At 68.6% G+C, this 25,774-nt stretch carries 24 protein-coding genes; 13 read left to right on the top strand and 11 right to left on the bottom strand.

Annotation, left to right across the window (positions count from 1 at the left end):
* Both VFG40_RS06435 and VFG40_RS06430 read right to left on the bottom strand, forming a co-directional pair.
* Positions 1 to 3,585, bottom strand: coding sequence for an ABC transporter permease/M1 family aminopeptidase (locus tag VFG40_RS06435; protein WP_324896098.1), 3,585 nt, complete (start codon positions 3,583 to 3,585; stop codon positions 1 to 3).
* 27 nt (positions 3,586 to 3,612) lie between these two features.
* Positions 3,613 to 4,497 (bottom strand): ABC transporter ATP-binding protein, encoded by an 885-nt coding sequence (locus VFG40_RS06430; RefSeq protein ID WP_324896096.1) that lies wholly within the window; start codon positions 4,495 to 4,497, stop codon positions 3,613 to 3,615.
* Positions 4,498 to 4,716: 219 nt separating this feature from the next.
* Between VFG40_RS06430 and aceF the strand changes: the two genes are divergently transcribed.
* Genes aceF through lpdA form a run of 3 tightly spaced genes read left to right on the top strand, consistent with a single transcriptional unit; the run spans position 4,717 to position 9,344 of the window.
* On the top strand, positions 4,717 to 6,405 hold the full coding sequence (gene aceF, locus VFG40_RS06425; protein ID WP_324896094.1) for a dihydrolipoyllysine-residue acetyltransferase: 1,689 nt from the start codon (positions 4,717 to 4,719) through the stop codon (positions 6,403 to 6,405).
* Positions 6,406 to 6,459: 54 nt separating this feature from the next.
* Complete coding sequence (locus VFG40_RS06420; protein ID WP_324896092.1) at positions 6,460 to 7,512, top strand: mechanosensitive ion channel family protein; 1,053 nt, start codon at positions 6,460 to 6,462, stop codon at positions 7,510 to 7,512.
* 26 nt (positions 7,513 to 7,538) lie between these two features.
* Positions 7,539 to 9,344, top strand: a complete 1,806-nt coding sequence (lpdA, locus tag VFG40_RS06415) for a dihydrolipoyl dehydrogenase (RefSeq protein WP_324896090.1) — start codon at positions 7,539 to 7,541, stop codon at positions 9,342 to 9,344.
* Positions 9,345 to 9,499: 155 nt separating this feature from the next.
* On the opposite strand, the gene VFG40_RS06410 is transcribed toward lpdA, so the two are convergent.
* From VFG40_RS06410 to dinB, 5 genes are all read right to left on the bottom strand, one after another.
* Complete coding sequence (locus VFG40_RS06410) at positions 9,500 to 9,709, bottom strand: cold-shock protein (RefSeq protein WP_324896088.1); 210 nt, start codon at positions 9,707 to 9,709, stop codon at positions 9,500 to 9,502.
* A gap of 187 nt (positions 9,710 to 9,896) precedes the next feature.
* Entirely contained in the window at positions 9,897 to 10,247 is a 351-nt protein-coding gene (locus tag VFG40_RS06405) for a GIY-YIG nuclease family protein (RefSeq protein WP_324896086.1), read from the bottom strand.
* Between the two features lie 52 nt (positions 10,248 to 10,299).
* Entirely contained in the window at positions 10,300 to 10,725 is a 426-nt protein-coding gene (locus tag VFG40_RS06400) for an organic hydroperoxide resistance protein (RefSeq protein WP_324896084.1), read from the bottom strand.
* 99 nt (positions 10,726 to 10,824) lie between these two features.
* The gene (locus tag VFG40_RS06395) at positions 10,825 to 11,286 is read right to left on the bottom strand and encodes a MarR family winged helix-turn-helix transcriptional regulator (RefSeq protein WP_324896082.1); all 462 of its coding nucleotides are present in this window, start codon (positions 11,284 to 11,286) and stop codon (positions 10,825 to 10,827) included.
* Between the two features lie 56 nt (positions 11,287 to 11,342).
* The gene (dinB, locus tag VFG40_RS06390) at positions 11,343 to 12,434 is read right to left on the bottom strand and encodes a DNA polymerase IV (protein ID WP_324896080.1); all 1,092 of its coding nucleotides are present in this window, start codon (positions 12,432 to 12,434) and stop codon (positions 11,343 to 11,345) included.
* Positions 12,435 to 12,700: 266 nt separating this feature from the next.
* On the opposite strand from dinB, the gene VFG40_RS06385 reads away from it, so the two are divergent.
* Positions 12,701 to 13,291, top strand: a complete 591-nt coding sequence (locus tag VFG40_RS06385) for a DUF1989 domain-containing protein (protein WP_324896078.1) — start codon at positions 12,701 to 12,703, stop codon at positions 13,289 to 13,291.
* Positions 13,284 to 14,384 (top strand): ATP-grasp domain-containing protein, encoded by a 1,101-nt coding sequence (locus tag VFG40_RS06380; RefSeq protein WP_324896076.1) that lies wholly within the window; start codon positions 13,284 to 13,286, stop codon positions 14,382 to 14,384. The genes VFG40_RS06385 and VFG40_RS06380 overlap by 8 nt, the downstream gene beginning before the upstream one ends.
* Here the strand turns inward: VFG40_RS06380 and VFG40_RS06375 are convergent.
* Positions 14,366 to 15,349 carry a putative bifunctional lysylphosphatidylglycerol flippase/synthetase gene (locus VFG40_RS06375; RefSeq protein ID WP_324896074.1) on the bottom strand — a complete coding sequence of 328 codons (984 nt, stop codon included), beginning with the start codon at positions 15,347 to 15,349 and terminating at the stop codon, positions 14,366 to 14,368. The two genes, VFG40_RS06380 and VFG40_RS06375, sit on opposite strands and share 19 nt — an antisense overlap.
* 570 nt (positions 15,350 to 15,919) lie before the next feature.
* Here VFG40_RS06375 and VFG40_RS06370 point away from each other — a divergent pair.
* Positions 15,920 to 17,251: an APC family permease gene (locus VFG40_RS06370; protein ID WP_324896072.1), complete on the top strand. Its 1,332-nt coding sequence runs from the start codon at positions 15,920 to 15,922 to the stop codon at positions 17,249 to 17,251.
* Positions 17,252 to 17,272: 21 nt separating this feature from the next.
* Here the strand turns inward: VFG40_RS06370 and VFG40_RS06365 are convergent, their stop codons facing one another.
* Genes VFG40_RS06365 through VFG40_RS06355 form a run of 3 tightly spaced genes read right to left on the bottom strand, consistent with a single transcriptional unit; the run spans position 17,273 to position 19,069 of the window.
* Entirely contained in the window at positions 17,273 to 17,680 is a 408-nt protein-coding gene (locus VFG40_RS06365; protein ID WP_324896070.1) for a hypothetical protein, read from the bottom strand.
* Positions 17,677 to 18,147 carry an Mpo1 family 2-hydroxy fatty acid dioxygenase gene (locus tag VFG40_RS06360; protein ID WP_324896068.1) on the bottom strand — a complete coding sequence of 157 codons (471 nt, stop codon included), beginning with the start codon at positions 18,145 to 18,147 and terminating at the stop codon, positions 17,677 to 17,679. The genes VFG40_RS06365 and VFG40_RS06360 overlap by 4 nt, the downstream gene beginning before the upstream one ends.
* A 25-nt stretch (positions 18,148 to 18,172) precedes the next feature.
* A complete protein-coding gene (locus VFG40_RS06355) occupies positions 18,173 to 19,069 on the bottom strand; it encodes a phosphoribosylaminoimidazolesuccinocarboxamide synthase (protein WP_324896066.1) in 897 nt (298 codons plus the stop codon).
* A 110-nt stretch (positions 19,070 to 19,179) separates the two neighbouring features.
* Here VFG40_RS06355 and VFG40_RS06350 point away from each other — a divergent pair, with 110 nt between their 5' ends.
* From VFG40_RS06350 to VFG40_RS06320, 7 genes are all read left to right on the top strand, one after another.
* Positions 19,180 to 19,488, top strand: a complete 309-nt coding sequence (locus tag VFG40_RS06350; RefSeq protein WP_324896064.1) for a c-type cytochrome — start codon at positions 19,180 to 19,182, stop codon at positions 19,486 to 19,488.
* Positions 19,485 to 20,285 (top strand): co-chaperone DjlA, encoded by an 801-nt coding sequence (gene djlA, locus VFG40_RS06345; RefSeq protein ID WP_324896062.1) that lies wholly within the window; start codon positions 19,485 to 19,487, stop codon positions 20,283 to 20,285. The genes VFG40_RS06350 and djlA overlap by 4 nt, the downstream gene beginning before the upstream one ends.
* Positions 20,286 to 20,398: 113 nt before the next feature.
* On the top strand, positions 20,399 to 21,067 hold the full coding sequence (gene rpe, locus VFG40_RS06340; RefSeq protein ID WP_324896060.1) for a ribulose-phosphate 3-epimerase: 669 nt from the start codon (positions 20,399 to 20,401) through the stop codon (positions 21,065 to 21,067).
* 758 nt (positions 21,068 to 21,825) lie between these two features.
* On the top strand, positions 21,826 to 22,515 hold the full coding sequence (gene pdsR, locus VFG40_RS06335; protein ID WP_324896058.1) for a proteobacterial dedicated sortase system response regulator: 690 nt from the start codon (positions 21,826 to 21,828) through the stop codon (positions 22,513 to 22,515).
* The gene (locus tag VFG40_RS06330) at positions 22,515 to 23,081 is read left to right on the top strand and encodes a hypothetical protein (RefSeq protein ID WP_324896056.1); all 567 of its coding nucleotides are present in this window, start codon (positions 22,515 to 22,517) and stop codon (positions 23,079 to 23,081) included. Before pdsR ends, VFG40_RS06330 begins: the two co-directional genes overlap by 1 nt.
* A complete protein-coding gene (locus tag VFG40_RS06325) occupies positions 23,078 to 24,928 on the top strand; it encodes a VanW family protein (RefSeq protein ID WP_324896393.1) in 1,851 nt (616 codons plus the stop codon). Before VFG40_RS06330 ends, VFG40_RS06325 begins: the two co-directional genes overlap by 4 nt.
* Positions 24,925 to 25,774: DOMON domain-containing protein (locus VFG40_RS06320; protein ID WP_525931237.1), on the top strand; the 850-nt coding region annotated here is incomplete at its 3' end. The genes VFG40_RS06325 and VFG40_RS06320, both read left to right, overlap by 4 nt.

Here is a 25,774-nt window from a genome sequence, read left to right as displayed (position 1 = left end):
CTACGGCAGCGTCACCGCCCGGCGGTTGTCGGCGGGAATGCGGTCGATCAGCTTGTTGTAAGGGTCCACGCCTGCCTCGGCGGGCAATGCATCGACCACTACGGTCAGGGTGCTGTCGCCCGGCGGCAGCACCCGCTTGCGCAGGTACAGCGGCGGGCCATCGAGCCCCTTGCCGGGCGAGGCGCCGAACACTCCGATATCCACCGGCTCGTCCGGGGTGGCGGCAGTCTCGCGGCCGGTGCCGTCGACGTAGGCCTTGCCCGCGTGCACGGCAAGCGTCACTTCGTAGGTGCCATCGGGGAGCTTGCGTGCGGTCGCTGCCGTGGTGCGGTTGTCGTAGAAGGTGATCTTCCAGAACAGGTCGTCGATCAGCGCGTGCCACTTCGGATCGGTGCCGCGCTTGAGGTAGTCCATGAACTCCTGCGAGGTGGTGAAGGGCGGCTGCTGGAACGCCTTGTCATGCAGGAACTGCCTGAGGATGCCGTCCAGCGTGTCCTCGCCGATGTAGTCCTGCAACGCGTAGAACACCAGTGACGCCTTCTGGTAGTGGATGTAGGTCTGGCTTTTCTGCACCCTGGCCAGTGGCTCCTCCTGCACCGGCTCGCCGGCGCGCGCGGCCAGGTAGTTGTCCAGCTCGTAGCGCAGGAAGCGGCGCATCTGCTGCGCCCCGTAGCGCTGCTTCATCACCATCAGCGCCGAGTACTGCGCCAGCGACTCGCTGAGCATGGTCGAGCCCTGCATGTTCGCGCCGATCACCTGGTGCGCCCACCACTGGTGCGCCACTTCGTGCGCGGTGATGTAGTACGGATAGTCGATCTTCGCCGGGTCGCGCAGGTCGGCGATGAAACCTACCGACTCGGAGAATGGAATGGTGTTGGCGAACGACTGCGCGAAGCTGGCGTAGTTGGGAAACTCCAGGATGCGCAGCTGGCGGAACTGGTACGGCGTGAAATGCGCCTCGTAGTAGGCCAGCGAATCCTTCGCGCTGCGGATCATGTCGTCCACGTTCCAGCGGTGCGCCGGGTTGTAGTAGACCTCGATCGGAATGTCGCGCCAGCGGTCGGTCTGCACCGCGTAGCGCGCCGAGATCCAGGAGAAGAAATCCAGCATCGGCTTGTCCATCGCATAACGGAAGTAGTGCTTGCCGCCCGCGTGCCAATCCTTCTGCAGATATCCCGGCGCCATCGCGATCTGGTCGTCGGCGGTGGCGATGGTGGTCTCGAAATGGATCCAGTCCGAATCGTTGCTGATGTAGGTGTTGGCCCGCGCGGCCTCGTCGCCGAGCGCCGGCATGCGCGGCACGTCGCCCGGCAGTCCCTGCCTGCGGCGGGAGTTGCGGTCGGTGAGCTGTCGGTCCGGCTGGTAGCCGAACCGTGGCAGCACGGTGCTGTTGAAGAAGGTGCCGTTGTGGGCCAGGAAGCTGCCTTGCGGGCTGTTGGCAAAGCCTTCCGGTGCGTACTCGAGCGTGGCGTCGAACGGCATCGAGGCTCCCGGCGCCAGCGGCGTCTCGAGGCGATAGATCGCGTAGCCGAGAGTCGCGTCCTGCTCCACCAGGTCGTGCGCGGCGAACGACAGCGTGGTGGTGAAGTCGGTGTCGGTGTTGACGTGCAGCTCACGGATCGGCGTGTCGTGCCGGTTCACCAGCGTCATGTGCGCCACGATGCGCAGGCGGCGGGCGCGCGGGTCCAGGTCGACATCCGCGTCCACGGCGGTGATGCGCGGCTGGGCCAGGGTGCGATAGCGGGCGAACTTCTTCTCGTAGTCGGCGCTCTCCCGGCTGGCCTGCTCGCTGTTGCGATAGGTGTTCACGATGTTGGTGTTGTAGAAGATCCACCCACCGAGGCTGGCGAACGCGAGCAGCGCCGCCACCATCACCACGCGCACCGCGCCGCGGAAGCGCGCGCGTGCCTCACGCCGGCGCTCGCGCCACGACTGCCCGGTGCCGCGCACCCAGAACAGCGCCGCGGTCGCCACCATCGCCACCGCCAGACAGCTCCAGTAGCCGTAGAACCAAAGGGCAGCGGGCAGGAAATGGCCGAAACCGTTGAGGTCCGAATACGGCGTGGCCGGTGCCGTGCCGAAGTTGTAGAGGTGATGGTCCCAGTGCAGCAGGTCGAAGCCGATCAGGCTGGCCGCCAGCCATACGATCGTCAGCAGGTAGCCGAGGAACTTGTTGTTGGACAGCACCTGCACGAACACTGCCAGCGTCGACAGCAGCAGGTACGGCACCGCGTCCAGTGCCAGCGTGGCCAGGTAGAGGCCGGGCTCCAGCGCGGTGTAGCCGTGCGCGAGCTGCCAGCCCAGCGCCACCGCCGCGCCCACCACGAGGAACGTCACGACCACCGCGAACAGCGCCAGCAGCTTGGCCACCAGCGGCACCCAGTCCGCGGTGGGAAAGGCATCGCTCACCTCGGCCACGCCCGCGCTGCGTTCGCGCCATACCAGCTCACCGGCGTAGAAGGTGAGGATGATGTAGAGCATCACCTGGAAGCCGCCCCGCACCGTCTCGAGCATGCGGTGGGTGACCGGGTAGGTGGCGGTGCCGTAGATCTGGCCGGACAGCGCCAGGATCGCCAGCACGTTGACCAGCGCCAGGATCAGCATGATCAGGAACGGCACGCCGCGCAGCACCGCCAGCGTGTCGAACGCCCACTGCGCGCGCAGCTGCGCCACGCGCACGCGCCAGCCGTCCGCGGGCGTCACGCTGGCCACGCCTGCCATGGCCGGTCTCGCCGCGCCGAGCATCGGCGGCTCGGGTCGCGGCTTGCGTCGCGGCAATGACAGACCCTCGCGATCGACCCGGAACAGCGCCATTGCCGCGCCGAACAGCGCCAGTCCGACGCCGCCCCACAGCAGGCGGTTGAACAGCAGCAGGCCGGTCAGTGGCGGCAGCAGGTGGTTGAGTTCGTCGGCCGACCAGTAGCGCGTCACGATCGCCAGCGTGCGTCCGCCGAACGGATCGAGCAGCGCGGCCAGCACGTGATTGTCGACGTCGCGGGTGAGCATGCCGCTGACCAGCTGCAGCACGAAATACATCACCACGCCGACGTAGGTGGCCAGCAGCGAGCGCGTGGTGGTGGCCAGCAGGAACAGCAGCCCGGCGATGAACAGCATCGACGGCATCACCATCACCGCAAACGACCACAGATAGCCGACCGCGCGCGCCGGCCCGAGCCGCGCGGCTTCCAGCCACGGCATCAGCGAGCCGAGCAGCAGGCCGGCCGCGCACACCGCCAGGATCGCCAGGCACGCCAGGTAGCCGGCGAGGAAACGCCCACCCAGGTACGCGCTGCGCGACACCGGCGTGGTGAACATCAGCTCGGCGGTGCGCTGCTCGAAATCGCGCAGCGCTGCGCCGGCCAAGAACAGCGCCACCAGGAAGATGCTGAACACGGTCAGCACCGCCATCAGTCGCACCGTCACGATCGGTGCGTTGCGCAGCACGTTGCCGGTGGCGCCACCGAGCGCCACCGCGTCGGTGCTGGTCAGGGTGAAGGCCATGGCACCGAAAACCGCCGCGACGATCCACAGCAGCGGAGACCGCAGCTGCTGGCGCCACTCGAAGCGGAAGATTTCGTAAAGCATGCGGGCGTTCCTGCGCGCGGACGTGGGTCAGGCGGCTTTGGCGGTGGCCTGCGCACGCAGGCGGCCGAAGTACACGTCCTCCAGGTCCGGCGCCACGGCCACGAAGCCCTCGCCGGGCGAGCCGTCGGCGAGCACGTGCACCTGGGTGCGACCGGCCAGCAGGCGGGTGGAGAGGATGGTCATGCGGGCGCGATAGCCGTCCAGCTCGTGTTTCTCGATCGTGCGCCGCCATACGCGGCCCTGCAGGCTGGCGATCGCCTCCAGCGGTTCGCCCGCGAGCAGCACCTGGCCCTGGCCGATGATCGCCATGCGCGGGCACAGGTCGGTGACGTCTTCCACGATGTGCGTCGAGAGGATCACCACCGTGCGCTCGCCGATCTCCGCCAGCAGGTTGAGGAAGCGATTGCGCTCTTCCGGGTCCAGGCCCGCGGTGGGCTCGTCCACGATCACCAGGCGCGGGTCGCCGATCAGTGCCTGGGCGATGCCGAAGCGCTGGCGCATGCCGCCGGAAAACGTGCCCAGCTTGCGCTTGCGTACGTCCCACAGATTGACCTTGCGCAGCAGCGTCTGCACCAGGTCGCGCCGTTCGCCGCGCGCGACCACGCCTTTCAGCACGGCGAAGTGGTCGAGCATGGCTTCGGCCGAGACCCGGGGATAGACACCGAATTCCTGCGGCAGGTAGCCGAGCAGTCGGCGCGCGGCGGGTTTGTCCGCCAGCAGGTCCTGCCCGTCCAGCGTGATGCTGCCGCGATCGGGGTCCTGCAGCGTGGCGATGGTGCGCATCAGCGTCGACTTGCCGGCGCCATTGGGACCGAGCAGGCCGAACATGCCGTGCGGCACGTCCAGCGTGACCTCGCGCAGGGCGCGCACGCCGTTGGCGTACGTCTTGGAGAGGTCGCGAATGGCCAGCATGGGTCCCTCCTGCGCCGCGGCAGCGGCGTCCGTGTGCTCGAGCTTAGGGCCTGCATCGGTCGCGGACATGCGCCCAAGGTCATGCCATACGTGGGCGAACGGAGCCGTTGCACACGTTTTCAGTCCCGCCGGTTGCGCGCCTTGGTTATGATGGAAGCCTTGCCGAGGCCCGTTCCGCGCGGCCCGCTCCCCATCCCGCCCCGCACTCCAGGAGTCCCCATGGCCGCTCTCAAAGAAGCACTCGTTCCAGACATCGGCGGCGACAAGGTGCCGGTGATCGAGGTGCTGGTCAGCGTCGGCGACCGGGTGGAGAAGGAGCAGAGCCTGATCACGCTGGAGTCGGACAAGGCCACCATGGAAGTGCCGGCGCCGTTCGCAGGCGTGATCAGGGAGCTCAAGCTCAAGGTCGGTGACGAGGTGGGCGAGGGCTCGCTGATCGCGATGATCGAGGCCGACGATGCGGCCGCTGCATCGGCGCCCGCGGCAGCGCCCACCGCCGCGGCGGCTGCTGCCCCCGCCCCCGCCCCCGCACCTGCTCCGGCCGCATCCGCTCCCGCGGCCACGGCGGACGGCGGCGTGCGTGAAGTGCGGGTTCCGGACATCGGCGATTTCGACAGCGTGCCGGTGATCGAGATCCTGGTGAAAGCCGGCGACACCGTCAGCAAGGACCAGAGCCTGGTCACGCTGGAGTCGGACAAGGCCACCATGGAAGTACCGGCGCCGTTCGCCGGCGTGATCAGGGAGATCAAGCTCGCGGTGGGCGACGAGGTGGCCGAAGGCAGCCTGATTGCGCTGGTGCAGGCCGAGGGCGCCGCCGCTGCGCCGGCACCGGCACCCGCGGCGGCCAAGCCGATCGGCCAGGGTGGCCCGAAGGTCGAGGAGAAGCCGGCGCCGGTGGCGGCGCGTGGCGTGCTTCCCGGCAACGCGCCCGAAGGTGATGTGGCGCCGCAGGCGCGCCCGCCGTTCGATGCAAGGATCGTGATGCCCGGGGATGCGCCGTACGCCAGCCCGGCGATCCGCGCCTTCGCGCGGGAGCTGGGCGTGGACGTGACCCAGGTGAAGGGTTCCGGGCGCGGCGGGCGCATCCAGCGCGAAGACGTCAGCGCCTACGTCAAGCACGCGCTGGCGTCGGGCGCCCGGCCGGTCGCGGGCGCACCGCTGGCCGGCGCTGGCGGGCTCAACCTGCTGCCGTGGCCCAAGGTGGACTTCGCCAAGTTCGGCGAGATCGAGGAGCAGCCGCTGTCGCGCATCCAGAAGATTTCCGGTGCCAACCTGGCGCGCAACTGGGCGATGATCCCGCACGTCACCCAGCACGAAGATGCCGACATCACCGAGCTGGAGGCGTTCCGCAAGAAGCTCGGCGAGGAGAACAAGGATCTGAAGGTCACCCCGCTGGTGTTCCAGATCAAGGCGGTGGTGGCGGCGCTGAAGGCGTTCCCGCGCTTCAATGCGTCGCTTGATGAAGCCGGTGAAAAGCTCACGCTGAAAAAGTATTTTCACATCGGCATTGCCGTGGATACGCCCGATGGTCTGGTGGTGCCGGTAATCCGCGACTGCGACAAGAAGGGCCTGCTCGACCTGGCGCGCGAGCTGGGCGAGATCTCGAAGAAGGCGCGCGACAAGAAGCTCGGCCCGGCTGACATGTCCGGCGGCTGCTTCTCGATCAGCTCGCTGGGCGGCATCGGCGGCACCGCGTTCACACCGATCGTGAATGCGCCGGAGGTGGCGATCCTGGGCGTGTCCAAGGCGGCCATGAAGCCGGTGTGGAACGGCAAGGAGTTCGCGCCGCGGCTGGTGCTGCCGCTGTCGCTGTCTTACGACCACCGCGTCATCGATGGCGCACTGGCGGCACGCTTCGCCGCGTTCCTGGCCCAGCAGCTGGGCGACATCCGCCGCCTGTTGCTGTAACGACGACGGTCCGGTCCGGTGCGGCTTTCCGACTTCCTGACGGCGCGCGGCGTGGTGCCTGATCCAGAAGATCCCACGGCGCTGCAGCGGGGCGCGGACCGGGTGAGCAACCTGCTCGAGCGCGGTTTCAGCTTCGGCGGCATCCAGGTCTCCGTGGGTTCGGTGCTGGCCGGGGTGCTGGTGTTCGCGCTGTTCCTGGTCGGCATCTCGGTGCTCAAGCGTTTGCTGTACCGCTACGGTCAGCGCAACCGGCACGTCAACCAGTCGACCCTGTACACGGTGGAGCGCCTGGTCCGCTACCTGATGCTGGTGATCGGCGTGCTGTGGGGGCTCGGCGTGGCCGGCATCCCGATCGCCAAGATGACGGTGTTCGCCGGCGCGCTGGGCGTGGGCCTTGGGTTCGGCCTGCAGGCGATCTTCAACAATTTCGTGTCTGGCCTGATCCTGCTGTTCGACCGCAGCCTCAAGGTGGGCGACTTCGTCGAGCTGGCATCAGGCATCCACGGCCACGTGCGCGAGATCCGCATCCGCGCCACGCTGATCAGCACCAACGACGACATCGACATCCTGGTGCCGAACTCCGAGTTCGTCACCGGGCGGGTGGTGAACTGGACCCTGCGCGAAGTGGCGCGTCGGCAGAAGATCCCCTTCGGCGTGGCCTACGGTACCGACAAGGAGCTGGTGAAGAAGGCCGCGCTGGAAGCCGCTGCCGAGGTGCCGTTCACGCTCAGCCTGGGTGGCCCGCGTGCGCCGCAGGTGTGGCTGACCGGTTTCGGCGACTCCTCGCTGGATTTCGCCCTGGTGGTCTGGCTCAACGCCGACGCCACCCGCCGCGTCGGCGCCATCACCGCCGCTTACTACTGGGCGCTGCATACCGCGCTGGAGCGGTACGGCATCGAGATTCCGTTTCCGCAACGCGACCTGCACGTAAAGAGCTGGGCGCGTCACACCGAGCCGCCCGGGCGCAGTGAAGCCGACGCCGACGGGGACATTGGCGCGGCTACCCATAACGACGCCGCACGCGACGTCGAACGCGATATCGAGGAGCGATCGTCCGGCGCTGCCGACGGTCTCCCCGCCGATCCGTCATCCGGCGCCCCGCGCTGACCCCTGCACCCAGAAGGAAACACACCATGGCCAACACTCTCGAGATCAAGGTTCCCGACATCGGCGGTCACGACAACGTGCCGGTGATCGAGGTGCTGGTGAGCGTCGGCGATACCGTCGCCAAGGATCAAAGCCTGATCACGCTGGAGTCGGACAAGGCGACGATGGAAATTCCGTCCACCGCCGCCGGCACCGTCAAGGAGCTCAAGCTCGCCGTCGGCGACGAAGTGTCCGAGGGGGCGCTGATCGCCGTGCTGGAGGTAGCCGACAGCGCGGCAGCGACGCCCGCACCGTCACCTTCACCTTCACCTTCAACCGAGTCTTCACCGGGGCCCGCCCCGACGGCGGCGCCCGCTGCGGCTGCAGCCGGCGCCGCGGCGCCTGCACCGAAGGCGGCGGGTGCATCGGGACGCACCCCGGACATCGAGTGCAAGCTGGTGGTGCTCGGCTCCGGCCCGGGCGGCTACACCGCGGCCTTCCGCGCTGCAGACTTGGACGTGGACACTGTCCTGGTCGAACGCTATGGAACGCTGGGCGGCGTGTGCCTCAATGTCGGCTGCATTCCGTCCAAGGCGCTGCTGCACGCCGCTGCGGTGATCGACGAGGCCGAGGCAATGGCCGCACACGGCGTGAGCTTCGGCAAGCCGAGCATCGACATCGACAAGCTGCGCGACTTCAAGACCAAGGTGGTGGGCAAGCTCACCGGTGGGCTCAGCAGCATGGCCAAGCAGCGCAAGGTGCGCACGGTGCAGGGGGTGGGCACGTTCGTGTCGCCTAACGAGATGGAAGTCCAGACGGCCGAGGGAGCCCGGCTGATCCGCTTCGAGCACGCGATCATCGCCGCCGGTTCGCAGTCGGTGAAGCTGGGGATGTTCCCGTGGGACGACGAGCGCATCCTGGACTCGACCCGTGCGCTGGAACTGAAGGACGTGCCGAAGAAGATGCTGGTGGTCGGCGGCGGCATCATCGGGCTGGAGATGGCGACGGTGTATTCCGCGCTCGGCAGCGAAGTCACCGTGGTCGAGTTCATGGACCAGATCATTCCCGGTGCCGATGCCGACCTGATCAAGCCGCTGGCGCAGCGCCTGGGCAAGAAGCTCAAGGGGATTCACCTCAAGACCAAGGTCACTGCCGCCAAGGCCACCAAGAAAGGCATCGAGGTCAGCTACGAGGGTGATTCGATTCCCGACACCGCGTTGTTCGATCGCGTGCTGGTGTCGGTGGGGCGTTCGCCCAACGGCGGCAAGGTCGGCGCGGACAAGGCCGGTGTGGCCGTCACCGAGCGTGGCTTCATCAACGTCGACACGCAGATGCGCACCAACGTGCCGCACATCTTCGCGATCGGCGATCTGGTCGGCCAGCCGATGCTGGCGCACAAGGCCACGCACGAGGCGCGCGTGGCGGCCGAAGTGGTGGCGGGCCTCAAGAGTCACTTCGATGCGCGGGTGATCCCGTCGGTCGCCTACACCGACCCGGAAATCGCGTGGGTCGGCGTGACCGAGCGCGAGGCGAAGGAAAAGGGGCTGAAGGTGGGGGTCGGCAAGTTCCCGTGGGCTGCGAGCGGCCGCGCGATCGGCAATGACCGCACCGAAGGCTTCACCAAGCTGATCTTCGACGAGGAAACCCATCGCGTGGTCGGCGGCGGCATCGTCGGCACGCACGCCGGCGACCTGATCTCGGAGATCACGCTGGCGATCGAGATGGGCGCCGAGGCGGCCGACATCGGCCTGAGCATCCACCCGCATCCGACGCTGAGCGAATCGGTCGGCATGGCGGCGGAAGTCTACGAAGGCACCATCACCGATCTGTACCTGCCGAAAAAGAAGAAGTAGGGCAGCCCAATTGTCCACCCGGCGTCGCGGCGCCGGGTGGAAAACCTGAGCGCGCAGGGTCAACGCGTTCCGCCGGATCACGGGCATAAAAAAAAGCCCGCCGAAGCGGGCTTTTTCACACTCGGCAAGCCGAGTGGGCGAGCCGAGCAGGCAGATTAGACTGCCTGAACCTCGTCGGCCTGCAGGCCCTTCGGGCCCTTGGTCACGATGAAGGTCACCTTCTGGCCTTCCTGCAGCGACTTGAAGCCGGTGCCCTGGATGGCGCGGAAATGGACGAACAGGTCGTCACCGCTTTCCGGGCTGATGAAGCCGAAGCCCTTGGCATCGTTGAACCACTTGACAGTACCGCTCTGGCGATTTGACATAACACTTTAACCTTTGACACATGAGAGGTTTACGGCTCGGAGTGGGGCAGACTCGCCGCAAGATACGCAGTGCATACGAGTTTGCCCCAAGCACTACTCAGCCAGAGTACCCCGGGGTACACCCCCCTTGTCCACACATTTTTTTCGTGGACCGGTCCGAGCGGGTATCCATTTGGCCGAAATAGGCCTACTTTCGGGGGTTGGCCGCGTCTGTCGGGCTGCAGTCGAGCCCTTCCGGCAGGCGCAGGAACGCGAGCTTGCGGTCGCGTGGCAGTTGCCGAATCGCCCATTCCGCACGCGCTGCGGCGCGCCGGTCGGCGCAGGGCCGCCAGCCGAGCAGCCGTCGCGGCCGATTGGCCCGGGTGTAACGCGCCCCCCGCCCGGCCACATGGGCAGCGTAGCGATGCGCTAGCCGATTGGTGATGCCGGCGTACCAGGCCCCGTTGGCGCATTCGATCAGATACAGGCACCACTGCCCCGGCGGGGGAAGGCCGGGGCAGGGGGCCGGATCATCGACGGGCGGCAGGGCAGCGGGCATGTGGCGCGAGTGTAGATTGCGCCCGCCCACTGGAGCACCCGCCGCGGGTCGATCAAGCCACCGTCAGCGTCACGTCGATGTTGCCGCGCGTGGCGTTGGAGTAGGGGCAAACCTCATGTGCTTTGGCGACCAGCGCCTCGGCCTCGCTGCGCGGCATGCCCGGAATGGTGATGGTCAGAGCCACTTCGATGCCGAAGCCCGCCGGGATCTGGCCGATGCCGACACTGCCCTCGACGGTGGTGTCGGCCGGCAGGGCGATCTTCTGCTGCCCGGCAACGAACTTCATGGCGCCGATGAAGCAGGCCGAGTAACCGGCCGCGAACAGCTGCTCCGGGTTGGTGCCGCTGCCGCCGGCGCCGCCGAGCTCGCGCGGCGTGCTGAGCTTGACGTCGAGCACGCCGTCGGACGAGGTGGCCTGGCCGTCGCGGCCGCCGGTGGCCTTGGCATGTGCACGGTAGAGAACGGTATCGATTGACATGGATGACTCCTTTGATGAGCGGCAGACCTGCCGCTGTTAGTGTGTGCGATGAAATCGCGTACTACTTGATTGAGCGAGTGGGGCTTCGATGCGCATTGGTTACTGCGCGCCCGACAGCTGTCGGCGCAGTGTGTCCAGTTGCGACTTCAAGGCCAGCAGCTCGTCGCGATCGCAGCCGGTCGCGCAAAACACCGCGCCGGGAACGTCCGCTGCACGCTGGCGCAGGCTTTCACCCTGCGGCGTCAACGAGATCACCACCTGACGCTCGTCGTGGCTGGCACGGCGGCGCTGCACCAGCCCCGCGCCCTCCAGTCGCTTGAGCAGCGGCGTGAGCGTGGCCGAATCGAGGAACAGCCGATCGCCGATCTGCGACACGGTCATCGCGTCGGTTTCCCACAACACCAGCATGACCAGGTACTGCGGATACGTCAGGCCCAGGTCGGCCAGCAGCGTGCGGTACACCTTGGTCATCGCCAGCTGCGCTGCATACAGCGAAAAACAGACCTGCCGGTCGAGTTGCAGCAGAGCGTGGCTGTCGTCGGGGCGTTGGGTCTTGACCATGCCTGCAATATACATAGCGCACTATTTAATAGCAAGCACTGGGAGTGCCCGTGGACTCAGCCCCCCGGAAGCGGCCCGAACAGGTCGCTCTGCGCCGCGTAGGCGTCCTCTTCCACGAAGCCGGAGAGGCCCACGCCGACCAGTCGATAGCGGGTGTCGGGCGCTCGGTCCACCCGCTCTCGCAGCGCGCAGGCGAGGTCGGCCAGCGCCTGTGCCGAGGTGGGGCGGCTGGCCGGCGTGAGGCTGCGGGTGAGGGTCTGGAAATCGGCGGTCTTGAGTTTCAGCACTACGGTGCGGGCGACGCGACCCTGTTCGCGCTGATGCCCGGCCCAGGTCTTCTCGGCGAGGCGACGTATGTGCGGCTCCAGCTCGGGCAGCAGCAGGTCGTGCTCGAAGGTGTCCTCGGCCGACACCTGCACGGTCAGCCGCTCAGGCTGCACCGGATGGTGATCGATGCCCAGCGACAGCTCGTGCAGCCGGCGGCCCCAGCGTCCGAAGCGCTGCTCCATGTCCGCCAGGGGCACCGTGCGCAGCTGCGCCACCGTGGTGATCCCCAACTCGGCCAGCCGGCTCTCCATGACCTTGCCGACGCCGGGCAGCCGGGCGACTTTCAGCGGCAGCAGAAAGGCGTCCACCTGGTGCGGACGGACCACGAACAGCCCGTCCGGCTTGCGGTGGTCGGAGGCGATTTTGGCCAGGAACTTGTTGGGCGCCACGCCTGCCGAGGCGGTCAGCCCCGTTTCTTCGCGTATCGCCGCGCGAATCGCTTCGGCGGTTGCCGTGGCCGACCCCAGCGCGCTGCGGGTCACGGTCACGTCGAGGTAGGCCTCGTCCAGCGACAGCGGCTCGATCAGGTCGGTATGGCGGGCGAAGATCTCGCGAATCTGCCGCGATACCGCCTTGTAGCGGGCGAAGTCCGGCGGCACGAAGATCGCCTGGGGGCACAGCCGCTCGGCGCGCACCGCGGGCATCGCCGAGCGCACGCCGAACGGACGCGCCTCGTAGCTGGCCGCGCAGACCACCGATCGCGCCCCGCGCCATGCCACCACCACCGGCTTGCCGCGCAGCGACGGATCATCGCGCTGCTCCACCGACGCGTAGAACGCGTCCATGTCGACATGCAGGATCTTGCGGAGCGTGGGAGGCACGAAGCGGTTCGGCGGGACGATGGCGCCATTCTAGCGAGCCGGTGCCGGTGCCCGCGCGGCGGCCCGCGGGCATTCACATCGGCTCAGCGCTCGCGTCCGTAGCGTGCCCGCGACAGGCTGCAATGGGCAGCACGCGCGGCCGTCGCAGCGGCCACTTCACCAGGAGCACCCATGCAAGGACATCATCACCCGTATCCTGCGCCGGGCCTGCGCAACGGCCGCCTCCCGGCCGGCACGCCAAGCGGCAGCCACGGGGGCGGATGCGCATGATCCACACCATCGCGCCACGCAGCGGCGTCGCCTTCGAGCTGCGTCGCGGAGAGCGACTGAAGGTGATCGATCCGCAAGGCGAGCAGGTGGCGGACCTGGTGGCATTCAACCGCGCCGATCTGGGCGAGGCGATTTCCTCCGGTCGCAGCATCGACTACGCCAGCCGCATCTACCTCTCCACCGGCGATCCGATCTACTCCAACCGCTCCGGCGTGATGCTGCGGATCGTGGAGGACACCGTGGGCCGCCACGATTTTCTGCTCTCGCCGTGCTCGGCCGAGATGTTCCGCATCATCTATGGCGAGGCCGAGCCGCATCGCGGCTGCTTCGGCAACCTCGCCGCCGCGCTGGCGCCGTACGGAGTCGCGGCAGATGCCATCCCGACCGCCTTCAACGTGTTCATGAACGTGCCGGTCAATCCGGACACCGGCGCCATCACGGTGGAGCCACCGCTGAGCCGTCCCGGCGACCACATCGTGTTCGAGGCGCAGATGGATCTGCTCATCGGTCTCACCGCCTGCTCGGCCGGGCAGTCGAACAACTTCGCCTTCAAGCCGATCCAGTACGAGATCCTCGGCCGTGACTGAGCCGGCGATCGCCTGCCCCCCCGGCATCACCGTGACGGCCGCAACAGAACCGCGGCCGGGCACCATCGAGCGCATTCCCAAATGGCTCAACCTGGTGCCGATGGTGTTGCAGTGGGCGTGGCTCGGGGTGCGCTACCGCAGCTTCACCTTGCCGTCCGCCGCCAATCCGCAGATCACCGCCGGGGGCCTGGTGGGTGACACGAAATCGGAGTACTTCGCCGGCATGGGCCCATTCGCACGGGCCCGGGTGGCGCCGTATGCGCTGTTCCCGGTCGCAGGCAGCGACCCGCTGGATCACGCACGGCGCGAGATGCAGGCGGCGGGGCTAAATTTTCCCGTGGTCGCCAAGCCGGACCTGGGCTGGTGCGGCTTCGGCGTGCGGCGGCTGGACCATGTTGCCGCACTTGCCGACTACCTTGCCGGCTTCCCCGCGGGCGAAACGCTGATGCTGCAGCGTTACCTCGATGAGCCGGGCGAGGCGGGCATCTACTACCTGCGCCATCCGGATCAGCCACGCGGCCGCCTGCTCGGCATCCTGCTGCGCCATTATCCGCAGGTGGTCGGCGACGGGCTGCGCACGCTCGGCGAACTGGTGGCGGCCGACGAGCGCCTGCGCCGCGCCGTGGCGCGGCCGCGTGAGCACCAGTGCGACTTCGACCCGCTGCGCGTGCCGGCGCAGGGCGAAGTGGTGCGGCTGTCGCTGATCGGCTCGACCCGCATCGGCGGTCGTTACGAGGATGGTTCGCCGTTCGCCACGGAGCCCTTGCTGGACACCGTCGAGGCGCTGGCGCGCGACATGCCACAGTTCCATGTGGGCCGTTTCGACGTGCGCTACGCCACCCTGGCCGACCTGCGCGAGGGCCGCTTCACCATCATGGAGGTGAACGGCGCCGGCTCCGAGGCCGTGCACGCATGGGATCCGAAGTACAGCGTGCGGCAGGTCTACGCGATGGTCTTCGCCAAGCAGCGCGCGCTGTTCGCAATCGGCGCGGCCAATCGCGCGCGCGGACATCAGCCGATCGGCGCCTGGGCGCTGTTGCGCCACCATCTCCGCCAGCAGCGCCTGATCCGTCGCTATCCGCCGTCCAACTGAGCCGCGGCAGGCGACGGGCCCCGACGGGTGACACGTCGATGCGCCTCGTGCGCTGCCAGCGCCAGGCTGCCGAGCACGAATGGCAGCAGGCTGTAGGTCAGCCGGTAGCAAAGCATGGCCGCGAGCAGATCGGGGCGCTGCGCCTGGGTAAACGATGCCAGCACGATGCTCTCGAACACCCCCAGCCCGCCCGGCGCGTGGCTGATCAGCCCGGCCAGCACCGCACCGACGTAGATCGGCAGGAAATCGACGAAGGGCGGCGCGATCGATGGCGGCAGCAGGATGTACAACGCGGCGATCGCCGCAGTCATCTCGACGGCGCCGATCAGCATCTGCAATGCGGCGTTGCGCGCATCGGGGAACACCAGCGTCCAGCCGAACAGGCGCAGCGAGCGGGGCCGCCGGCCGAGCCATGCCAGCAGCACGGCCAGCGCCGCCAGCAGCGCCAGCCCGGGCCAGCGCCCCCAGCCGTGGGTGATCGCCGGCTCCCAGCACAGCGCGCCGGTGATCACCACGGCGAAGCCGAGCCCCACGCCGAGCCCGGCCACGCCCACGATGCGCGCCGTGTCGCCGGCACCGAGCCCGGCCGCCCCATAGACCCGGTAGCGCACGGCGCTGGCGGTGATGGCGTGAAAGCCGAGCGTGTTCGCCAACGCGTTGGCGACCGCGCCACCGAACGCGGCGCGCCGCATCGACAGGCGGCCGGGAACGGTCAGGCGCGCCGCCTGCATCTCGAACAGCGCCAGCATCGCGAAACTCACGCCGGCAGCCAGCAACGACCCGGCGATGTGGCTGGCCGGCAGGCGTGCCCACGCCGCGGCGAAGTCGCGCCAGCGGATCTGCAGCAGGTACCGGTGCATCAGCCACGCCGCGACGCCGAGCATGATCAGCGCCGCCGCCAGCGAAAGGCGGTGGCCCAGGCGCGTGGGCCGCTTCGCCATCGGTGCGGGAGGCGTGTTCAACATGGGGTGGATGCGTGGGGCACGGTGGATCCGGACGGGCGATGAGGGGCCGATTCTAGCGGCCGCGGGCGCCAGCACCTCGTGATCCGCAGGGTGCGGTAAGGCCGACATACGCCGCTTGCCTGCCACGCCCGACGAGAGCCGGCCGACATCCGTCTGCGCGAAATCCTGCTTTGGCTTTCCCGCCTGCGCACAGGAAGCGCGTGCCGCGCCGCCTCCCGCAAGCGCGCCGGTTACCCGCCCGCTTCGGCTCCAGACCGCCTGCAAGCCCCGCGTGCTGCTGACATGCGGCAATCGTCTGCCGGGCGGACGGTCGACCGGCGCGGTTCGCGTTGCCCATGACGCAAGACGGTGTCCATGAACGAGGCTTCGCGTAACCGCACCAGCACGCTGCAGCCCTGGACTGCTGCCATCGCCGACCATGGCTCCGACCACATCGGCTGCGGGACCCGTCGATAGCCGCATGTGCGTGACGACCCTCCGCCGAGGGTCGAGAGCCCCTTGCAGCGGCACAAATGGCGGCCGCCGTGTCAGGCTATGCGCCGATGTTTTGCCGCCAGTGACGCCCATCGCATGACCACCGAATCCACCGCCCCCGCATACGTTCGCCGCCTCGGCATCTGGGACGCCGCCTCGATCGTGATCGGCGGCGTGATCGGTGCCGGCATCTTCCGCACCCCGGCGACGGTGGCCGAGCGCACGTCGGGTGGCTGGCAGGTGTTGCTGCTTTGGGCGATCGGCGGACTGCTCACGCTCGCCGGCGTGCTCTGCTATGCAGAGCTCGGCGCGCGTCGGCCGCAGGCGGGCGGCACCTATGTGTACCTGCGCGAGGCGTTCGGCAAGCTGCCGGCGTTCCTGTTCGGATGGACCATGGCGCTGATCAATTACCCGGGCAGCGTGGCGGCCGTGGCCACCACCTTCGCCGACTACTTCTGCGCGGCGCTGGGTTTTCCGGACGGTTTCGTGAAGCCGGTGGCGGTGGGAGCGATCGGCTTCATCGTGGGCATCAACCTGTTCGGCATTCGCGCCGGTGCGTTGATGCAGAACCTGTTCACGGTGCTCAAGCTGGCCGCGATCATGTTGCTGGTGGTGGTCGGCCTGGTGCTGGCGCGCGGGCACCTGGGCACCGCGCTGGCCATCGACCAGGTGCACCCGGTGGCGCCGGGCGCCTTCCTCGGCGCACTGCTGCCGGTGCTGTTCTCCTACGGCGGGTTTCACTACCTCAATGACCTGGCCGGGGAGGTGCGTGATCCGCAGCGCACCCTGCCGCGAGCACTGGGGCTGGGCATGGCCGGCGTGGTCGGCAGCTATCTGCTGGTCAACTTCGCCTATCTCGCGGGCCTGGGGCACGCGGGCCTGGCCGCCAGCCAGGCGCCGGCGGCCGATCTCATGCGCGCGCTGCTGGGCGAACGCGGCGCCACCCTGATGGCCCTGGGCATTGCCTGCTCCACCTTCGGCTATTGCGCGATCGCCATCGCCGGCGGCGCCCGCGTGCTGCAGACGATGGGCAAGGACGGCATGTTCTTCAGCGCGGTGGGCCGGCTCGATCCGGTGAGCCGGGCGCCGCAGGTGGCGCTGGCGACCCTCGGCGCCTGGGCGATCGTGCTCACGTTGTCCGGCAGCTTCGGGCAGTTGCTCGACTACACCACCGTGGGCGAATGGCTGGCGCACGCCTTCGGTATCGCCACGCTGTTCTGGTACCGGCGCTATCTGGCCGAGGAGCCCTCGCCCTACCGCGTGCCGTTCTATCCGTGGCTGCCGATGCTGTTCGTGGCGACGGTGCTGGGGGTGATCATCGCCACCTCGATCCACGCACCGCGTGATGCCGGCATGAGTCTGCTGATCATCGCGCTGGGCGTACCGGCGTTCTACGGCTGGCGCTGGCTGGAACGGCAGTCGGCCTGAGCCGCGATGCCGCCTCGCCGGTCAGGCCAGGCTGGTCGCCACGCCGAACGCCACCGCCACCACGGCCGCCACCGCCATGCAGGCACTGGTGGGACGGATCCGCCGCGCGTCCACGCGCGGGATCAGCCGCCACAGCAGCAACGCGCCGACCAGCATGTCCACCACCAGCACGCCGCGCAGTGCGTTGGACGCCAGCAGCGCGCCATACGGCGGGCGCACGCGCCCCTCGTGGATGGCGACGCCCGCCACCAGCGCCATGCCGGCCATCGTCCACAGCAGGCAGGCGAGGTAGACGCGGTTGAACACCACGTTGCTGCGCTCGGCCCAGCGCAGCAGCGGCCAGGCGATCAGGGAAAAGAACAGCGCGAAGATCGAGCTGTACAGCACCCACCACAGGAGGGTGCTGAGCAGGGTGAGCAGGGTGGTCATGCGTTGGCCTTGAATCCGAGCCGCCGCAGCAGCTTTTCCATCAGCCACGCGGGACCGATGAGCAGGTAGGAGAGATCGGTGAGGAAACTGGGCCGCCGGCCCTCGTACTGGTGGCCGACGAACTGGCCGATCCACGCCACCACGAACACTGCCAGCGCCAGCCAGCGCAGGTTCGCCGCGCCGAGCTGGTTGAATGCCCACCCGGTGAGCAGTGCCAGCAAGGCAAAAGCCACCAGCAGGGCGCCTGCAAGCCGGTGCGAACGTTTCCAGTACCAGCCGAACGCCAGCACCATCGCCAGTACCGCCCACGCGCCCGGCTGCAGGAAGCGCGGCGGCACGGGGATGGTCCAAAGCAGCGCGATCACGCTCCACACGATCGGCGGCACGCACAGCCAGTGCAGCCGCTGGTTGACAGGGTTCTGGTGGTCCGCGCTGTAGCTGTCGAGCCAGTCCTGCATGCTGCGCATGGCGTTGCCTCCGGTCGGGGTCGGCTCAGTCGAGCCGGATGCCGGCCAGGCGCTGCAGCGCTTCGGCGTACTTGGCGGAGGTGCCGGCGATCACCTCGGCCGGCACGTGCGGGCCCGGCGCGGTCTTGTTCCAGTCCAGCGTCTCCAGATAGTCGCGCACGAATTGCTTGTCGTAGCTGGGCGGGCTGAGGCCGATCTGGTACTGGTCGGCCGGCCAGTAGCGCGAGGAGTCCGGCGTAAGCATTTCGTCCATCACGTACAGCGTGCCGCCCGGATCGGTGCCGAACTCGAGCTTGGTGTCGGCCAGGATGATGCCGCGCTCGGCGGCGTAGGCGGCGGCCCAGCGGTAGATCGCCAGCGTGGCGTCGCGCACCTTCACGGCCAGCTCGTGCCCGACCGCGTCCACCACCGCCTCGAAGGAAACGTTCTCGTCGTGGTCGCCCACGGCGGCCTTGGTCGACGGCGTGAAGATCGGCTCCGGCAATTGCTGCGCCTGCTTCAGCGCGGGCGGCAGCGCGATGCCGCAGACGGCGCCGGTGCGCTGGTAGTCCTTCCAGCCCGAGCCGATCAGGTAACCCCGGGCGATCGCCTCCACCGGCACCGGCTTGAGCCGCCGCGTGACCACGGCGCGCTTCGCGTACAGGGCCAGATCGGTGCCGGGCGGCAGCACCTCGGCCAGCGGCACGTCGAGCAGGTGGTTGGGCACCAGGTGCGCGGTCTTCGCAAACCAGAAATTGGAGATCTGCGTCAGCATCTCGCCCTTGCCGGGGATCGGATCGGGCAACACCACGTCGAAGGCGGACAGGCGGTCGGTGGCGACGATCAGCAGACGCTCCGCGTCGAGCGCGTATACGTCGCGGACCTTGCCGCGGTGGATCAATTCCAGGCCGGGCAGGTTCGATTGCAGCAGGGTAGTGGGCACGGGGTCGGTTCCGGTCGGGCAGCGCGGCATAGTGTAACGGCAGCACCTGCCCGGCCGCGGCCGTCGGGGCCGCTGTTAGACTGGCGCGTCTTTCATGCCGTGTGTTGCCGATGCGAACCGTACTGATCGCGGCGCTGTGCCTGGCCGCTGTGGCGCCCGCCCGGGCCGCGATGCCTGACAAACCCGCCCGTCTCGGGCTCTGCGCCGCTTGCCACGGCGAGCGCGGCATGGCGCAGATACCCGGTGCGCCGAACCTGGCCGGCCAGCGGCTGGAATATCTGCGCACGGCGCTCGCCCACTACCGTGACGGCAGCCGCGACGTGCCGATCATGCGTGCGGCCATCGGCCCGGTCAGCGACGCCGAACTCGACGCGCTGGCCCAGTGGTACAGCGCGCAGACCCCGGTGGCTCAACCATGAGCTACACCTACACCTTCTGGTTCGCGGTGATCGGGTTGTTCATCGGCCGCGGCCTGCCCGGTGCGGTGGTCGGCGCGCTGATCGGCTTCGTGCTGGACAACATGCGCTACACCCAGCGCCGCAGTGCCATTCCCGAGGCCGGCGGGTTCATTCGCCCGCTGTTCGCGCTGCTCGGCGCGGTGGCCAAGAGCGACGGCCGCGTGTCGCCGGCGGAGATCGCCGTGGCCGAGCGGCTGATGGCGCGCATGGGCCTGGAGCCGGCGCAACGGCAGGAAGCCATTTCCAGCTTCAACGCCGGCAAGCAGCCGGAGTTCGACGTGGCCCCCGCGATCAACGGCCTGCGTGACTGGGTGGGCCTGCGCCGCGACCACGCCTTCCCGGTGCTGGACGTGGTGATCGAAACCGTGCTCGCCGAGGGCAATCCGCCGCCGGAGAAGATGGCGATCCTGCGCCAGCTGGCCTTTGCCATGCGCATCAGCGACATGGAACTGATGGCGCTGATGGCGATGAAGGGCTATGCCTGGAACGCCGGCAGCGGCCCCCGCGGCGGCGCGGGCAACGGCGGCTACGTGCCGCCGCATCGCTCCACCGGCGGGCCCGATCCCTACACCGTGCTCGGCATCGGCCGCGATGCCGACGAGCGCGCGATCAAGCGCGCGTATCGCAAGCTGATTTCCGAGCATCACCCCGATCGCCTGGGCGACCTGCCCGAAGACATGCGCAAGCGCGCCGAGTCGCGCGCCAGCGAGATCAATGCCGCCTACGAGCGGATCAAGGCCGAGAAGGGCTTCAAGTAACCGCGCCCGATCGTGCCGGTCGCCCCGCGGCGCCGGCGATCCAATCACCGTCCGTCGCCGCTGCAGTGTTCTCCGGGCGGCCGGCTGCAACCCCACACCACACAGGTCACGGCATGAGCAAGCAGGCTCCCATCATCGCTCCGTCCATCCTCTCGGCCGACTTCGCCCGGCTCGGCGAGGACACCGCCAAGGTGCTCGCCGCCGGCGGCGACTGGGTCCACTTCGACGTGATGGACAACCATTACGTGCCCAACCTCACGATGGGCCCGATGGTGCTCAAGGCGCTGCGCGACTACGGCATCAGCGCGCACATCGACGTGCACCTGATGGTCAAGCCGGTCGACCGCATCGTGCCGGATTTCGCCAATGCCGGCGCCAACTCGATCAGCTTCCATCCGGAAGCCAGCGAGCACGTCGATCGCACCATCGGCCTGATCAAGGACGCCGGCTGCCAGGCCGGCCTGGTGTTCAATCCGGCCACGCCGCTGAGCTGGCTCGACCACGTGCTGGACAAGCTCGACTTCGTGCTGCTGATGTCGGTGAACCCGGGCTTCGGCGGACAGAAGTTCATCCCCTCCGCGCTGGACAAGCTGCGCGAGGTGCGTCGTCGCATCGACGACAGCGGCCGCGCGATCCGGCTGGAAGTGGACGGTGGCGTCAGCGCGGACAACATCGGCGCCATCGCGGCGGCCGGTGCCGACACCTTCGTTGCCGGCTCGGCCATCTTCAACACGCCGGACTACGCCGCGGCCATCGCCGCGATGCGTGCCGCGATCGGCTGACCGTCGCGCTACCGGCAAAAAAAGTCCCGGAGCCACGTGGCACCGGGACAAACGTCGTCGGACGTCAGGGGAGATCACCAGAGTGGGCGCCGCCCGCCGCTGCGCCAACCAGCGCGCCACGGCGGTTTCCACGGCAATGGCGCGACGCCACTCGAAGCATTGGAGCCGCGTCGGACGGCGATGGTTCCCGGCTGTTCAGTATTTTCCTGCGCCGGGCAAAAAATTCCCCTCGGGAGGAGGGGAAAAGGAACGGCCATGAAGGTCGGGGAAGAACACGCCGCAACCGCTCGCGCGGCGCTAAAGCGGTTGCCAGTCTGGATCAGGCTCGTGCGAGCCCGGCGCCACCACGCTTCCCTGTGTGGTGGCGAAGGGGGCGGCGATGTCATCCATGGCATCGGTGACGCAGGCGAACGGGAGTGGGCGGTGCAATGTCATCAGCAGGGCTCCTAGTGCAGGCCCATCAACAGGCCCAGCAGCAGGGCACCGATCGCCAGCGACACGCGCAGCGGTTCAAAGGCATGCAACTCGGCATTGGCAGCAGCAGGGTCGGTGGGCGCGCGGGCCATGGTCGGACCTCTCGGAGGAGTGGGGGCGGTGATGGCCATGAGGCGCCCGCCAGCGGCGCAGCCGGGGACCCGTTGCGGCGCGCAGAGCGATGGCTTGGGGCAAATTGCGGGCAGCGGCTCCCGGTGGCTTGCTTCGCCCGGTTGCGCATAGCACGCTGCGCGCCACCCACCACGCCACGCCAAGGAAGTCCCATGGGCCGCAGCATCGCCATCGTCGAAGACGAACCGCTGATCCGCGCCAACTACGTCGAGGCATTGAACCGCTTTGGCTACGACACCCGCGGCTACGGCTCGCGACAGGACGCCTCCAGCGCCTTCGCGATGCGCCTGCCGGAGCTGGTGATCATCGACATCGGCCTGGGCGACGAGCCCGAAGGCGGTTTCGACCTGTGCCGCGAACTGCGGGCGAAGTCGGCCACGCTGCCGATCATCTTCCTCACCGCACGCGACTCGGACTTCGACGTGATCTCCGGCCTGCGCCTGGGCGCGGACGATTACCTCAGCAAGGACACCAGCCTGCATCAGCTGGCCGCGCGCATCGCCGCGCTGTTTCGGCGCATCGCCTCGCTGCAGGCGCCGGCGGCGAGCGAGACGGTGATCGAGCACGGCCCGCTCAAGCTCGAATCCGAGCGCATGCGCATCACCTGGAACGGCGAGGAGATACCGCTCACCGTCACCGAGTTCTGGATGGTGCATACGCTGGTGCGCTTCCCCGGCCACGTGAAGAACCGCGACCAGCTGATGCGCGAGGCCGAGCTGGTGGTGGACGACGCCACCATCACCTCGCACATCAAGCGCATCCGCAAGAAGTTCATCGCGGTGGCGCCGGAGTTCGATGCCATCGAAACTGTGCACGGCGTGGGCTACCGGTGGAAGCCCTGATGCCGCGCGCGCTCGTGCTGCTGGCGCTGGCCGGCGTCGCGGCACTGACTCAAGCGGCAACCGCGCCCAATGACGAGCTTGCCCGGGGCGCGCGCGACGGCAACGTGCCGGCGTGGACGGTGGCTGCCGCCACCCCACCCGGCTGGACGCGCGACTGCTGCACCTATGCCCGCGCCATCGGGGTCGATGCGGTGTTGTACCAGGGCGAGTGGAGCGGCAAGCCGCAACGCGTGATGGTGCTCAACGTATGGCCGAGCAAGCTGGCGACGCTCGACGACGAGGTGCAGACCGATCGCAAGCGCTATCTCCAGCTCGATCCCAACGGCACCGTGTCGCGCCTGGAGGTGAGGCACCCGACGATGGCGTGCAAGGCCTCGCTCTACCAGGGCAGCGACCGGATCGACGACATCCTGGTGTTCTGCGAGCCGGGCAAGCGTGCACGCGCGCGCCTGAGCTGGTCGATGAGCTTCGACGATGGCGATCCCGGCGCCGCGGCCTTGCTCGCCGACTTCTTCCGGGTGGTGGTGGCGTCGCGCTATCGCACGGATTCCAAGAACGCCAGATGATCCCGCAAGCGCCTGCATGGTCGACGCCGACACGCGCGCAGGCAGCTGGCTTCTGGCTGCGCACACGGGGTCACGTCCTGCTGCACGGTCTGCGCGGCTGCTTCGGCGGCCGGTCCCGACGCTGGCGCGCCGGCAATACGCTGGCGGCGGCATCGGTGGTTGCGCAGTGGCGCTCGCCGCTGTGGCCGTCAGAGCCGGAGAGCGAGTTCATCCTTACTGCAGGCAAGGTGCACAACCTGCGCCTGGCGGCGAAGGCATTCGACGGGCTCGAAATTCCTGCCGGCGAAACGCTCAGCTTCTGGCGGCAGCTCGGTCGCCCCGCTCGCTCGCGCGGCTTCGTGGCGGGGCGCGAAGTGCGCGCAGGCTGCATCATTCCCACCATCGCCGGCGGCATCTGTCAGCTGTCCAATGCGCTTGCGACCTGCGCCCACCGCGCGGGTTTCGAGCTGATCGAGCGGCATGCGCATTCCATGCGCGCAGGTGCGGGGGAAGGTGAGCCACTCGATGCGACCGTGTTCTGGAATTACGTGGACCTGCGGATTCGCGCGCCGGTGGCGTGGCGTATCGAGCTGACCTTGACCGCCACCGAGCTGGTGCTCGCACTGCGGGTAGCGACGGGCAATACAAATCCGGGTTCGATAAATGCCGCAACGGTGGCGTCTACCTCAGCGCTCGCTCGCAGCTGCCTTAACTGCGACCAGGCCGACTGCTTCCGGCACCGGTCTCTGTCCGATCAGGGTCGTGCACGCACCGCCTGGCTGCTCGATGACGCTGTGCCGGAATTCGAGCGATGGCTGCAGACGCAGGCGGGATCCGCCGAGCGGATGCGGCCGATAACGCCGCACGCTTCGATTGGACGTCTGCTTCGCCGCCGGCCCGCCAAGACAACGGCCGATTCGCCCGAGCGGGTACGTCGCGGGAGATGGAGGGCGCTACGCCTGGTCTGGATCGGCTGGCGCCGCGCGGCCTGGCTGCGCCTGCATGCAAATCAGCCGGGAAAGCGGCAGGCCAGCGTGCTGGACGGCCAGCGCTGGCTTGCACGCGCGTATGGGCGCGATCTTCGACCCGAGCACACGCATCTTGTCGTCGATCAGGGGCTGTTGCCTCATCTGCTGCTGCAGGGCGCGCTTGGCGGGCGGACGTATGACGTACTTGCCAGGGCGCTGCCGATGGACGAGATCCAGCGTCGACTGGACCAGGCCGGCGCGCGCGCTGGCGATCCGGAAACATCACGTGCCGCACTGCGAGATTTTCGCGCCCCCGACGCGCTGCTGCGAGCCGAGCTCGCTGCCCTGCGCGGCGCGCGCCGACTGATCACTGCGCATACCGACGTTGCAGCACACTGGTCAAGTCGCGCGCCCGGGCTCGCAGTGCGTCTCCTGTCGTGGGACATGCCCACGTCCGTCGCGAGCCGCGGCGCAGTGCACCCGCCGCTGGTGGTGTTCCCTGCCAGCGCACTCGCCCGCAAAGGCGCTGGCGAGCTGGCCGAGGCGCTGCGTGGATTGCCGTGTCGACTGCGAATCCTCGGCTCCGCTGCCAGCGACCCTCTGCTGTGGAGAGGGATTGCGCTGGAGCAGGGCCACTATCGCGATGATTGGCTCTCTCACGCTGCCGTAGTGGTATTGCCCGCACACGTCGAGCACGCGCCGCGGGCGTTGCTGCAGGCAATTGCCGCCGGCGTGCCCGTGATCACCACCCCCGCCTGCGGCATAAGCAACCTCGCTGGTGTCCATCTGACGCCAGCGGGAGATGCCGCGGCCCTGCGCGCATTGCTGCAGCGGCTGCTGTGCGACGACCTGGTCGAGTCCACCATCGATGTTCAGCACGCGCAGACCCCTGTGCCATGAGCCTGCGTCGCAAGCTGCTGCTGGTCGCGCTGTGCACACTGGCCCTGCCGGTGGCGGGCTGGCTGTACGTGCGGCAGATGGAGAACCTGCTGCGCGACGGCCAGGCGCAGGCGCTGACGGCGTCTGCGCGGGCGGTGGCGCGCAGCCTCGCCGTCATCGGGAAAGCGCTGCCGGACGGGAGCCGGGCCTGGTACGTGCAGCGCGCCGAGACGCCGATCACCGTCGACGGCTACGGCGACGACTGGGCACCGCTGACGCCATGGAGCCAGCCGTTCGCGCGACGCGGACAGCTGTTGCTGGCCGAGGATGCGGACGGCTTTTACCTGCATGCGCAGGTGGCCGACACCCACCGCACCCGCGCCGATGCCGAAGACGCGAACGCGCTGCTGGCCGACCATCTGATTCTCGCCCTCGGCAACGCCGCCGGCCAGCGGCGCTACCTGCTGGCCAGCGCGGCACCGGGGCCGCTGCAGGCATTGCCGCTGGACCCGCCGGTGCCCGGCCTGCCCGATCAGCTTGGCGCGAGCTGGCAGGAGGACGGCAGCGGCTACCAGGTCGAGCTGCGCCTGCCGAGGCAACCGGCGCCGAGCCGCCTGGGTATCGGCGCCTATGACGCCAGCAGCGGCGGCGATCGGCAGGCCGTCGAGTCGCGCCCATTGCGCCGCTACTCGGCGGTGCTGTCCGGCGAGCTGGCGCAGCTGGTGCCTACGGGTGTGCAGGCGCGCGTGCTGTCACCGGCCGGCTGGCTGCTGGCGCGCAGCGGCCGCCTGCATGGCAGCAGCGCGGCCGAGCGTGACCCGGGCTGGTTCGCCTCGCTGGTCTATCGCTCGCTGCTTGCCACTCGCC

The organism is Dyella sp. (genome assembly GCF_035685805.1).
In the GTDB taxonomy this organism is placed as follows: Bacteria; Pseudomonadota; Gammaproteobacteria; order Xanthomonadales; family Rhodanobacteraceae; genus Dyella_A.
The sequence above is the reverse complement of the archived record's forward strand: the minus strand, read 5'-3'. Positions and strand labels throughout refer to the sequence as shown.

Bases quoted from the DNA above. Each gene is read 5' to 3' on its own strand.
- VFG40_RS06435 (WP_324896098.1), bottom strand. From the start codon at position 3,585: ATGCTTTACGAAATCTTCCGCTTCGAGTGGCGCCAGCAGCTGCGGTCT.
- VFG40_RS06430 (WP_324896096.1), bottom strand. From the start codon at position 4,497: ATGCTGGCCATTCGCGACCTCTCCAAGACGTACGCCAACGGCGTGCGC.
- aceF (WP_324896094.1), top strand. From the start codon at position 4,717: ATGGCCGCTCTCAAAGAAGCACTCGTTCCAGACATCGGCGGCGACAAG.
- lpdA (WP_324896090.1), top strand. From the start codon at position 7,539: ATGGCCAACACTCTCGAGATCAAGGTTCCCGACATCGGCGGTCACGAC.
- VFG40_RS06410 (WP_324896088.1), bottom strand. From the start codon at position 9,709: ATGTCAAATCGCCAGAGCGGTACTGTCAAGTGGTTCAACGATGCCAAG.
- VFG40_RS06405 (WP_324896086.1), bottom strand. From the start codon at position 10,247: ATGCCCGCTGCCCTGCCGCCCGTCGATGATCCGGCCCCCTGCCCCGGC.
- VFG40_RS06400 (WP_324896084.1), bottom strand. From the start codon at position 10,725: ATGTCAATCGATACCGTTCTCTACCGTGCACATGCCAAGGCCACCGGC.
- VFG40_RS06395 (WP_324896082.1), bottom strand. From the start codon at position 11,286: ATGGTCAAGACCCAACGCCCCGACGACAGCCACGCTCTGCTGCAACTC.
- VFG40_RS06385 (WP_324896078.1), top strand. From the start codon at position 12,701: ATGATCCACACCATCGCGCCACGCAGCGGCGTCGCCTTCGAGCTGCGT.
- VFG40_RS06375 (WP_324896074.1), bottom strand. From the start codon at position 15,349: ATGTTGAACACGCCTCCCGCACCGATGGCGAAGCGGCCCACGCGCCTG.
- VFG40_RS06370 (WP_324896072.1), top strand. From the start codon at position 15,920: ATGACCACCGAATCCACCGCCCCCGCATACGTTCGCCGCCTCGGCATC.
- VFG40_RS06365 (WP_324896070.1), bottom strand. From the start codon at position 17,680: ATGACCACCCTGCTCACCCTGCTCAGCACCCTCCTGTGGTGGGTGCTG.
- VFG40_RS06360 (WP_324896068.1), bottom strand. From the start codon at position 18,147: ATGCGCAGCATGCAGGACTGGCTCGACAGCTACAGCGCGGACCACCAG.
- VFG40_RS06350 (WP_324896064.1), top strand. From the start codon at position 19,180: ATGCGAACCGTACTGATCGCGGCGCTGTGCCTGGCCGCTGTGGCGCCC.
- djlA (WP_324896062.1), top strand. From the start codon at position 19,485: ATGAGCTACACCTACACCTTCTGGTTCGCGGTGATCGGGTTGTTCATC.
- rpe (WP_324896060.1), top strand. From the start codon at position 20,399: ATGAGCAAGCAGGCTCCCATCATCGCTCCGTCCATCCTCTCGGCCGAC.
- pdsR (WP_324896058.1), top strand. From the start codon at position 21,826: ATGGGCCGCAGCATCGCCATCGTCGAAGACGAACCGCTGATCCGCGCC.
- VFG40_RS06330 (WP_324896056.1), top strand. From the start codon at position 22,515: ATGCCGCGCGCGCTCGTGCTGCTGGCGCTGGCCGGCGTCGCGGCACTG.
- VFG40_RS06325 (WP_324896393.1), top strand. From the start codon at position 23,078: ATGATCCCGCAAGCGCCTGCATGGTCGACGCCGACACGCGCGCAGGCA.